Source organism: Vibrio sp. Vb2131, assembly GCF_033338535.1.
GTDB classification, from domain to species: Bacteria; Pseudomonadota; Gammaproteobacteria; order Enterobacterales; family Vibrionaceae; genus Vibrio; species Vibrio alginolyticus.
This window is the reverse complement of sequence record NZ_JAWOSW010000015.1, coordinates 54410-67184: the sequence shown is the minus strand read 5'-3', so window position 1 is coordinate 67184 and position 12775 is coordinate 54410. Positions and strand designations below refer to the sequence as shown.

Genomic DNA, 12775 nt, shown 5'->3' with positions numbered 1-12775 from the left:
GTAGGCCCTGCATGGCTTGGGTTTGGGCAGCAATGACACTGCCCTCGTCTAGGACTGGTTACATTGAGCTTTGATCGAAATCGTTGCCTTGGTCAGTACCTGTTTGAGTATCCGAGTCGAAGCTGCCAGAGTCATCCGTGAAGTCAACACCTTGATCTTGACCTCCTGCACTTGTCCAGTCGCTGCCGCCAGATTCCATACCCGCCATATCTGGTTGCTGATCTTGAGCAGAACCTTGCATGGTGTATTGATCATCGACTTCAACTTCAACTGTGCCACTCGCACCTTCTACTGCGCTGCCCAATTCGTCGTAACCTTGGAATTGGATTTCGCTCGTACCTTCGTAACCTTCTGGTAGGTCAACCGATACTGGTTGGTTCAGGTTGCCACTTAATGTGAAGCTACCATCGCCATTATCCAGTGCGTTGCTTACTGATGCACCATCAGGTAGACCGGACATTTCTGCATAATCCACCGATTCGTTACCGCTGACCTCATCTGGAACCGAGATAGAAATGGTATCGCCTGGTGCTGCAGTCACATCAGCTGCGCTCTCCTCTTCACTGTCTGCACCGTTTGCTGCTTGCTCTTCAGGCTGTTGCGCTTCGCCGACTTGCTGCTCTGATGATGCTTGAGCAGTTTGGATTTGTGGCTCGTCGCTTTGCGCTGAATCGTCCGCAACTTGGATGCTCAGATTCTGAGTCGATACTTCACCGTTGTCGTTAACCTGAACATCCATAGCCAAATTGCCATCGAAGTCATCGTTCGGCCAGTATGTCCACTCTTCATCACCTGATTTCGCGAAGAAACCAGCATCGTTTGCATCGGCTACATCCAACACTTCTGCTGAAGGGCTAATGCCAAGTTCATCAATCAACTGTGCTTCCGTTAGTGTTAGTGAACCATCATCAGCCAGTGCGTAGCCTTCGCTGGTTGTGGTTTCACCTTCACCTTGGATGTCGACATTAAAGAAGCTCTCAATGCGGTTTTCACCGTCAGTTGCAATGAAGCCAACTTGAACATCTCCGGTGTAGCCTTCTGCTGGTGTGAATTGGTAGTTACCTTGGTTATCGGTCTCTATCACACCTTGACCTTCCATTAGGCTCACTGACTCAATGCTCAAGCTGTCGCCTTCTGCATCGCTCAAGGTCGATAGCATGTCATCATTGGTGAACGACAAGGTGCCATCCGCTGCCATTTCTGTGGTAGAAATGCTGTCGATTTCTGGTGAAGCATTCTCTTGTGGTGCGTCTTCTTTCACGACCACGCCTGTTTGCTCATCATGAAGCACACCGTCTTTATCAATCACGTAAGCGATATCCGCTTCACCAGTAAAGCCTGGTGCTGGATTGAATGTCCATGTGCCATCACCGTTATCGACAATCTCACCTTGGCTGCGATCAGCTAGGTGAACGAATTTCACTTCATCACCCGCGTCAGCGTCCACATTCTCTGCCAATCCGATTAGGTCATCTGCGGTTAGTATAACTGGCTCACCCGCTAGGGTTTCGAAGTCACCTGAATCGATGCCATCTTCGAACTCTTCTGGCTCGTCACCATAATCCACCGTTGTTGCGGTCACGGTTACGAAGAACTCGCCATTAAAGTCAGCCGGAGGCGTCATTTGCAGGTCTGAGATATCCCACTCGTTCAAGTCGATGTATTGACCCGGTTCCGTAATGGTAATGGTGTTCACACCATCCGTAACTTCGAAGCCAACAGGGAAACCAGTCATCACTAGGTTGCTTAGCGTTTCTGAATCGTCGATTAGACCGACATTCAAGCCTAGGTGACCTGTTTCGTCTTCACCGAAGACTAACGGACCATCATGATCGGTTGTGATGACCGCGCCATCCGCAACAGGGCGAACAAACACTGGTACATCAAGTACTGTCTCAAACTCACCGTCACTTACCACAACTTGCAAGTCAGAAACCCCTGCAAAATCGCCAGTCGGTGTGAATGTCCAAGTACCGTCACCGTTATCCGTTACCTCACCACCATCTTCACCTTCTGCGGTGATAATGCGTGATACAACTAGGTTTTCAGTGTCGATATCGCCGAACAAGTTCATCAGGTCGCCAGCGTCGAAGGTGAATGCACCATCCTCGTCGGTTGCCATAAAGGCATTACCCACATTGAATGGAGCATCGTTGACTGGAATGACATCCACATTCAACGAGCCTTCAACCACTTCTTCACCATCCGTCGCGGTGTAGCCCAGTTCCACCAAACCATTGAAGTCTTGAGTGGTTACCAAGTGGTACATACCATCTGGCTGCTGAGTTAATGTCGCGTTTGCAGGCGCACGAACCGTGATGCTTTCTACGCTGATTTCGTCACCATCAAGATCCGTAACTTGATCAGCGATGTAAGCTGGGTCAATCACCATGACCACATCTTCTTCGCCTTGCATCTGGATGGTTGGTGCTTCTGGTGCATCGTTAACCGCTTCGACGTTTAGATTGCCTTCAACCGGCGTAACTAAATCACCATCGCTGACGCCGAACGACATTGGCACATCACCGTTGAAGTTCTCAGCTGGAGTGAATGACCAAGTGCCATCACCGTTGTCTAGCAAGTCACCGTATTGCTCATCAATCACTAGGTCGACAGCAGACAGTTCATCGTAGGTGTTGTCGATGTCTGTCGCGTTAGCAAGCAACATGTCCTGCGTGATAAGAATGGTAGTATCTTCGGTGCCAGCAATATTCACTGGTGTTGATTGCGGCGCATCGTTAATTGGGTTCACCGTTAGGTCAACGCCCACTTCCACGCTCGCACCATCGTTATCAATCAAGTCGAAGCTTAGGTCGATATCGCCATTGAAGTTCGCATCAGGCGTAATCGTAAAGCTACCATCTTGGTTCTCAACAACGGTTGCATTGGCTACCGCGGTTAAGTTCACTGCTTCTAGATTATCGCTGTCGACGTCACCCGCTTGAGCCAGTAACTGCTCTTGACTCAATGTGATTGAACCATCTTCATCGACGCTGTAAGCCAAGTCGCCAGATACCGGAGCATCGTTGACTGGCAATACATCGATGTTCGCGTTGGTTGTCGCAGTTGCACCGTCTTCATCAGCCACTACTACGTCTAGGCTTACGCCACCATTGAAGTTTTCATTTGGCGCGAAGCTATAAGTGCCATCGTCATTCGCCGTTAGAATGCCATCGCTACCACTGTAAGAGACGCTTTCTAGGCTCACGTCACCTTCCACATCGCTTGATTGCGCTAGCAGTTGCTCTTCCGTGAAGATAATGACTTCGTCTTCATTGACAGAGTAACTTGTCGCACCTGCGATTGGTGGATCGTTCACCTCAAGTACTGTGATACCCGCAGTGGTTGAGTCTGTCGCACCCTCTTCATCGACAACCACAACGTCTAGGCTGACCTCACCATTGAAGTTCTCGTTTGGAGAGAAGGTGTACGTACCATCGCCATTGTCTTGGAAGACGCCATCGTTGCCACTGTAAGTCACACTACTGATGTCTACGTCGCCTTCAATATCCGACGAATTAGCCAGTAGTTGCTCATCACTAATGGTGATCGAGTTGTCTTCATGTACTGTGTAAGACGTGCTGCCCGCAACCGGAGGATCGTTCTCTGGCGTCACACTCACATCAATGTTGGCAGAGGTCGTATCCGTACCGTCTGACACATCGAACGTAAAGTTCACATCGCCATTGAAGTTCTCGTTTGGCGCGAAGCTGTAAGTGCCATCACCATTGTCGGTTAGGACACCATCAGCACCTTTGTAGCTCACGCCTTCAACCGATAGGTCATCGCCATCGATATCTGTTGCGCCATCAAGCAGATCTTGGTCAGTGAAGGTCAACACGCCATCTTCACCAATGGTGAACGCTTGATCTTCTGGCTGCGGCAAGTCATTGACTGGGTTAACCGTTAGGTCAGCCGTTGCAACGATAGTATCGCTGCCATCATTGATATCGAACGTGATATCAATGTCGCCATTGAAGTTCGCGTCAGGCGTGATAGTAAAGCTACCATCGTCATTAGCCGTAACCGTCGCATCACCGTCAACCACTAGGTTGGAAGCGGTTAGTGCATCACCTTCTACATCCGTTGCTTGTGCCAACAATTGTTCTTGGCTTAGCGTGATTGAGTTGTCTTCGTCGACACTGTAAGCCAAGTCACCCGATACTGGCGCATCATTGATTGGCAGAACATCAATGTTTGCCGTCGTCGAAGCGGTCGCACCATCTTCGTCCACGACTACAACATCAAGATTCACTTCACCATTGAAGTTTTGATTTGGTGCAAAGCTGAACGTACCATCACCATTGTCGGTAAAGATACCTTCGCTGCCACTGTAGCTTACGCTATCTAGTGCTACCTCACCTTCAATATCGGAAGAGTTTGCCAACAACTGTTCTGCACTGATGGTGATAACTTCATCTTCATCGATGGTGTACGCAGTTGGACCTGCGATTGGCGGATCGTTCACCTCAAGTACCGTGATACCTGCGGTAGTTGAATCCGTCGCGCCATCTTCGTCGACTACGACAACATCTAGACTCACTTCGCCATTGAAGTTCTCGTTTGGCGAGAAGGTGTACGTGCCATCACCGTTGATTTCCAGCACACCATCGTTACCGCTGTAGCTCACGCTATCAATCGATACATCACCTTCAATATCCGATGAGTTCGCTAGTAACTGTTCATCACTGATGGTGATCGAGTTGTCTTCATGCACAGTGTAAGACGTGCTGCCTGCCACCGGTGGATCGTTCTCTGGCGTCACGCTTACATCGATATTTGCGGTCACGGTATCCGTGCCATCGGAAACATCGAAGGTAAAGTTCACGTCGCCATTGAAGTTTTCGTTTGGCGCGAAGCTGTAAGTGCCATCACCATTGTCGGTTAGGACACCATCAGCACCTTTGTAGCTCACGCCTTCAACCGATAGGTCATCGCCATCGATATCTGTTGCGCCATCAAGCAGATCTTGGTCAGTGAAGGTCAACACGCCATCTTCACCAATGGTGAACGCTTGATCTTCTGGCTGCGGCAAGTCATTAACTGGGTTAACCGTTAGGTCCGCCGTTGCAACGATAGTATCGCTGCCATCGTTGATATCGAACGTGATATCAATGTCGCCATTGAAGTTCGCGTCAGGCGTAATGGTAAAGCTACCATCGTCATTAGCCGTAACCGTCGCATCACCGTCAACCACTAGGTTAGATGCAGTTAGTGCATCACCTTCTACATCCGTTGCTTGTGCCAACAATTGTTCTTGGCTTAGCGTGATTGAGTTGTTTTCGTCGACACTGTAAGCCAAGTCACCCGATACTGGCGCATCATTGATTGGCAGAACATCAATGTTTGCCGTCGTCGATGCGGTCGCACCATCTTCGTCCACGACTACAACATCAAGATTCACTTCACCATTGAAGTTTTGGTTTGGTGCAAAGCTAAACGTACCATCACCATTGTCGGTAAAGATACCTTCGCTGCCACTGTAGCTCACGCTATCTAGTGCTACCTCACCTTCAATATCGGAAGAGTTTGCCAACAACTGTTCTGCGCTGATGGTAATAACTTCATCTTCATCAATGGTGTAACTGGTTGTGCCTGCGATTGGCGGATCGTTCACCTCAAGTACCGTGATACCTGCGGTAGTTGAATCCGTCGCGCCATCTTCGTCGACTACGACAACATCTAGACTCACTTCGCCATTGAAGTTCTCGTTTGGCGAGAAGGTGTACGTGCCATCACCGTTGATTTCCAGCACACCATCGTTACCGCTGTAGCTCACGCTATCAATCGATACATCACCTTCAATGTCCGATGAGTTCGCTAGTAGCTGTTCATCACTGATGGTGATCGAGTTGTCTTCATGCACAGTGTAAGACGTGCTGCCTGCCACCGGAGGATCGTTCTCTGGCGTCACACTCACATCGATATTCGCGGTCACGGTGTCCGTGCCATCGGAAACATCGAAGGTAAAGTTTACATCACCATTGAAGTTCTCGTTTGGAGCAAAGCTGTAGGTACCATCACCGTTATCGGTTAGGACACCGTCTGCACCTGTATAAGTCACGCCTTCAACTGTTAGGTTGTCACCTTCTACATCCGTCGCGCCTGTTAACAAGTCAGCATCGGTGAAGGTAAGAAGACCGTCCTCACCCACAGTGAACGCTTGATCTTGTGGCTCTGGTGCGTCATTGACTGGCGTTACCGTTAAGTCGAGACCAGCCGCAACCACTTCTTCGCCATCCGTGACATCGTAGGTGAACTCGATATCACCGTAGAAGTTCTCGCTCGGAGTAATGGTAAAACTGCCATCCTCGTTCATTTCAACCGTTGCATTTTCATCATTGGTGCTCAGGTTGATTGCGCTTAGGTCGTCACCATCGATATCAACTGCGTGTTCAAGTAACTGCTCTTGAGTTAGCGTAATGCTATTGTCTTCGGCAGTGACTGCGCTGATATCACCCGTCACTTCTGGTGCATCATTGGTTGGCGAGATATGAATCGTCACATCTTGCGTCGCTGTCGCTGTTGTACCTGTATCCACATCCGTAGACGTAGCGTTCACAGTTAACGTCACATCGCCATTGAAGTCTGCAGAAGGAATAAACTCTAGCCCTTCTAGCTCGCCTGGTTGTAGTGACCAAGTGCCGTCGCCATTATCAACACCCGCTGATAGTGCGCTGCCTTCTGGCACATCTTCAATCAAGATAGAGAGGTTTTCTGAACCATCTGTATCGGTTAACGCGGCATCGATATCAAGCGGTACTGGTGTATCTTCGGTGCCAATGATTTGGTAATCCGCGTCTGCTACCGTGATTTCGATGTTGTCGATACCAAACGATTCATCCCAAACGTCTTGATTCAAGGTTGAACCGAAGCCAAGTTGCAGTTCACCATCCTCGACAGGAACCGTCAGATTGATTTGGTGAGCTTGGTCGTTCCAGCCACTGAAGCCTTCACGTTGGGAGGCTCCATGAATCACTTCACCCACTTCATTACCATCTGAGTCGTAAAGCGTTGTCGTGCCATCTTGAGTACGGAACGCGGAGTTCTCCAAGGTGGTTAGCTGTTCACCGCCGACAAAGATTTGGAACGACTCGCCATCCCAAGAATCGATTTCGTAGAAGCTAAACGAGATATTCACTTCATTGACATCGCTTGGGATATCGTAAGTTTTGCTGACCGCTTCATCACCGCCAGTGCCACCAATACGACCCAGCATGTCGCCCGTTTCGAAGCCTTGTGAGCTCTCAGTGTTCGCGTTCCAACCGTTCGAGCCAGACTCGAAGTTATCAGAAGCAATCACCAAGTCTGAAGCAATCGACAGCTCTGGCATATCGACCACAGATTGAACATCAATGTTCGCTTCTGCTGGCACGGTTGCGGTGCCATCGTTGACATCAAACGTTACGTTCACGTTGCCATCGAAGTTTTCGTTTGGCGCGAAGGTGTACGTGCCATCACCGTTATCGACTAACGTACCACTGTCAGAAGTAACATTTTCAACCGTTAGGTTATCACCATCGATATCACCTGCATTTTGCAGCAATTGCTCTTCGGTAAAGGTGAAGCTGGTGTCTTCTTGCGTAACAAACTGTGGCTGACCAACCGTTGGCAAGTCATTCACTGGGTTCACAGTCAGATCGGCAGTGGCTTGAATGGTTGCATCACCGTCCGTAATGTCGAAGCTCAGATCAATGTCGCCATTGAAGTCCGCATCCGGTGTGATAGTGAAGCTACCATCATCGTTCGCAACAACGGTCGCATTACCGTCAACAGTCAGGTTGGATGCGGTTAGGTCATCGCCATCCACGTCGCTGGCTTGAGCAAGAAGTTGCTCTTGGCTAAGAGTGATAGAACCATCTTCATCCACGCTGTAAGCCAAATCACCTGATACTGGAGCATCGTTGACTGGCAATACATCAATGTTTGCATTGGTTGCTATCGTTGCACCATCTTCATCGGTCACGACAACATCTAGGCTGACATCACCGTTGAAGTTTTCGTTTGGTGCGAAGCTGAATGTACCGTCGCCGTTATCGGTAAAGATACCATCGGAGCCGCTGTAGCTGACGCTGTCAATCGCGACATCACCTTCAACGTCAGAAGCATTCGCCAATAGCTGCTCAGAGCTGATGGTGATGACTTCGTCTTCGTTCACTGAGTAGCTGGTCGCGCCGGCAATTGGCGGATCGTTCACCTCAAGTACCGTAATACCTGCGGTGGTTGAATCCGTCGCACCGTCTTCATCGACAACCACAACGTCAAGGCTCACTTCACCATTGAAGTTCTCGTTTGGCGAGAAGGTGTAAGTACCATCACCATTGTCTTGGAACACGCCATCTGCGCCACTGTAGCTCACGCTGTCGATTGCTACTTCGCCTTCTACGTCAGATGAGTTAGCCAATAGTTGTTCGTTACTGATGGTGATCGAATTATCTTCATGAACGGTGTAGGACGTGCTGCCTGCTACCGGTGGATCGTTCTCTGGCGTCACGCTTACGTCGATATTCGCGGTCACGGTATCCGTGCCATCAGAAACATCGAAGGTAAAGTTCACGTCGCCATTGAAGTTTTCGTTTGGCGCGAAGCTGTAAGTGCCGTCACCGTTGTCGGTTAGGACACCATCTGCGCCAGTGTAGCTCACACCTTCTACCGATAGGTCATCACCATCGATGTCCGTTGCACCATCAAGCAGATCTTGGTCAGTGAAGGTCAACACGCCATCTTCACCAATGGTGAACGCTTGATCTTCCGGCTGAGGCAAGTCATTAACTGGGTTAACGGTTAGGTCCGCCGTTGCAACAATAGTATCGCTGCCGTCGTTGATATCGAACGTGATATCAATGTCACCATTGAAGTTCGCATCAGGCGTAATGGTAAAGCTGCCATCATCGTTTGCCGTAACCGTTGCATCACCGTCAACCACTAGGTTAGATGCGGTTAGCGCGTCGCCTTCTACATCCGATGCTTGAGCAAGAAGCTGCTCTTGGCTAAGCGTAATTGAATTGTCTTCATCGACACTGTAAGCCAAGTTGCCCGATACTGGCGCATCGTTGATTGGCAATACATCGATGTTTGCGTTAGTTGCCGCAGTTGCACCGTCTTCATCAACAACCACAACATCTAGGCTCACATCGCCATCAAAGTTGGCGTTTGGTGCGAAGCTGAATGTACCGTCACCGTTATCTGTAAAGATACCGTCGGAGCCGCTGTAGCTCACGCTATCAATCGCAACTTCACCTTCAACATCAGAAGCGTTCGCCAATAGCTGTTCAGAGCTAATGGTGATGACTTCGTCTTCGTTCACTGAGTAGCTAGTCGCACCTGCGATTGGTGGATCGTTCACCTCAAGAACAGTAATGCCAGCGGTGGTTGAGTCCGTCGCACCGTCTTCATCTACTACGACAACATCTAGGCTCACTTCGCCATTGAAGTTCTCGTTTGGCGAGAAGGTGTACGTACCGTCACCATTGTCTTGGAACACACCATCTGTGCCGCTGTAGCTCACGCTATCAATCGCCACTTCGCCTTCTATATCAGACGAGTTAGCCAACAGCTGTTCGTTACTAATGGTGATCGAGTTGTCTTCATGCACTGTGTAAGATGTGCTACCTGCCACTGGTGGATCGTTCTCTGGTGTGACTGTCACATCGATATTCGCAGTCACGGTGTCCGTGCCATCGGAAACATCGAAGGTGAAGTTCACATCACCATTGAAGTTCTCATTCGGTGCGAAGCTATATGTACCATCGCCATTGTCAGTTAGGACACCGTCCGCGCCTGTGTAAGTGACACCTTCTACCGATAGATCATCGCCATCGATGTCCGTTGCACCATCCAACAGGTCTTGATCAGTGAAGGTCAACACACCATCTTCACCAATGGTGAACGCTTGATCTTCCGGCTGCGGCAAGTCATTAACTGGGTTAACGGTTAGGTCCGCCGTTGCAACAATAGTGTCGCTGCCGTCGTTGATATCGAACGTGATATCAATGTCGCCATTGAAGTTCGCATCTGGCGTGATAGTGAAGCTACCATCGTCGTTTGCCGTAACCGTTGCATCACCGTCAACCACTAGGTTAGACGCAGTCAGCGCATCACCTTCTACATCCGATGCTTGAGCAAGTAGCTGCTCTTGGCTTAGCGTAATTGAATTGTCTTCATCAACGCTGTACGCCAAGTTACCAGATACAGGTGCATCATTGATTGGTAAGACATCGACTGTGATGTAAGTATCAACCTCTGCGCCATCTTCATCGCGAATGGTCACATCCAACTGTACTTGACCGTTGAAGTTTTCATTCGGTGCAAAGCTACAAGTACCATCACCGTTTACTGAGAAGATGCCATCTGGACCGTCGTAGCTGATGCCTACTAGCTCAACATCCCCTTCAACATCCGAAGCATTCAGTAGCACTTGCGATTCACTGAAGGTTAGAACTTGGTCTTCATCGATAGTGTATGCGGTAGGACCTGCGATTGGTGGGTCATTTACCTCAATCACAGTAATGCCTGCAGTGGTCGAGTCCGTTGCACCATCTTCATCGACAACGACAACATCTAGGCTCACCTCGCCGCTGAAATTTTCGTTTGGTGAGAAGGTGTACGTACCATCACCGTTGATTTCCAGCACGCCATCGTTACCGCTGTAGCTCACGCTATCAATCGCCACTTCGCCTTCTATATCAGACGAGTTAGCCAACAGCTGTTCGTTACTAATGGTAATCGAATTGTCTTCATGAACGGTGTAAGCCGTGCTGCCTGCAACCGGTGGATCGTTCTCCGGCGTCACGCTTACGTCGATATTCGCCGTCACGGTATCCGTGCCATCGGAAACATCGAAAGTGAAGTTCACGTCGCCATTAAAGTTCTCGTTTGGTGCGAAGCTATATGTGCCATCACCATTGTCAGTAAGAACACCGTCCGCCCCTGTGTAAGTGACGCCCTCAACAGATAAGTCATCCCCTTCAATATCGGTAGCGCCTGTTAGGAGATCCGCATCAGTAAAGGTCAGCACACCATCTTCACCAATGGTGAACGCTTGATCTTGTGGTTCAGGCGCATCGTTAACTGGTGACACCAATAACTCAAGGTTGGTTGAGACAACATCATCGCCGTCAGACACATCGAACGTAAAGGTGATGTCACCATTAAAGTCCGCATCTGGCGTTAAGGTGTAAGTACCGTCACCATTGTCTGTGATGGTGATGTTTTCATCATCCGTTGCCAAGTTCAGTGCTGTCAGTTGGTCTCCATCCAAGTCACGCGCATTAGCGAGCAAATCTTCTTGCGTGATTAGGATTGAACCATCTTCTTCAACCACAGCAGAAACAGGCAATGCTTCAGGCGTATGTTCAATGTGAGCACCCGTTGCATTGACGTAGATGGTTTGAGAAACGGTTTCAGAATCATTATTTGATAGCTCTGTCGCCGTTGCCGTTACATTGATTTCTAGCTGTTGGTTAAAGTCTTCTGGCAATTGAATCTGTAGCTCTTGTTCAATTGCTGTGGTTGGAAGCGTTACAGAACCATCTGGACCGACTGTTACTTCACCGCTGTAGATCTGGCTGTTTACTTCACCTACATCAATGGTGAAGTTGAAGTCACTATAATCGGCATCGCCGCCACCGTAGAGATCTTCAAAGCCGTAAACCAGTTCACCGTCTTCGTTCACAGTAGTTCGAGTATGTTCAATGCCATCTTGGTTGAGCTCTGAGCTAGTGCCGCCATGGAAGACTGCATCACCAAATTGGCTTTGAATCACGGTTTCAGAACCATCAGCACCCACAAACACGAGTTGTGGGTCGACCGTATCCATGTTCGCAGGAGAGCCATCTGCCGCACGGAACTCATACTGGCCATCTTGCATGGACGCAAAGTCATTGAAGTTATGACCGTTAGGAATCAAGAATAGGTTGAAGCTTTCCCCTTCCGAGATTTGGAAGCTGAACTGATCTTGTCCCGGAACGAGGTCACCGCCTCCGCCAACTTGAGAGGCGTTTTCGTACACCACTTCAACGCCCGTGATATTGCCGTCTTCATCAACTTTGTAATAGCCAGCTGCGTTTTGGTAACCCGCGGTTTCACCTTCAAAGGTAACCGTGATTTCAGTATCGTTGAAACTGGTGATACCGTTGTCTTGATCGTTAAGTACCCCTTCGTTGTCGTAGCTGATCACCGAACCTTCTGGAACACCATCAACGGTCACAGTCAGCGTTTCTGACAAGTCTTGGTCAACCAATGCTGCGGCGATGTTCACTTCAACAATACCGCCTGGCTCAACCAAGATTGCTTGATCATCCACGTTTCGACCGTCGCCATCAGTGATGACTAGGTCTGGCGCATCTGCCACGGCTTCGATATGGACATTAATGTCTTGCTCAACTTCATCCGTACCGTCAGAAACCGTAAAGCTGAATTGCAAGTCACCACTGAAGTGCTCTTCTGGTACGAAGCTAAATGTACCGTCACCGTTGTCCGTTACAGTACCTTCATCACCCGAGTAGTTAATGCTGGTAACGGTGAGGTCATCACCATCAATATCAATCGCACCACTTAGCAGATCTTCTTGCGTGAACAGGATGCTGCCATCCTCTTCAATGTGGTACATGCCAGGCGCAACAATTGGAATGTCATTGACTGGGTTCACCGTCAATGTCATTTCATTGGCAACACTCAATTCACCGTCGCTTACTTCATAAGTAAACTCGATGTCTCCATTGAAGTGCTGTGAAGGCGTAACGGTAAAGGTGCCGTCACCGTTATCCACGATAGA

At 49.3% G+C, this 12775-nt stretch carries 1 protein-coding gene; it reads right to left on the bottom strand.

Annotated features, from left to right (window positions below):
* Positions 1 to 58: 58 nt before the first annotated feature.
* Entirely contained in the window at positions 59 to 12769 is a 12711-nt protein-coding gene (locus R7E38_RS23540) for a tandem-95 repeat protein (protein ID WP_411978678.1), read from the bottom strand.
* Between the last annotated feature and the right edge of the window lie 6 nt (positions 12770 to 12775).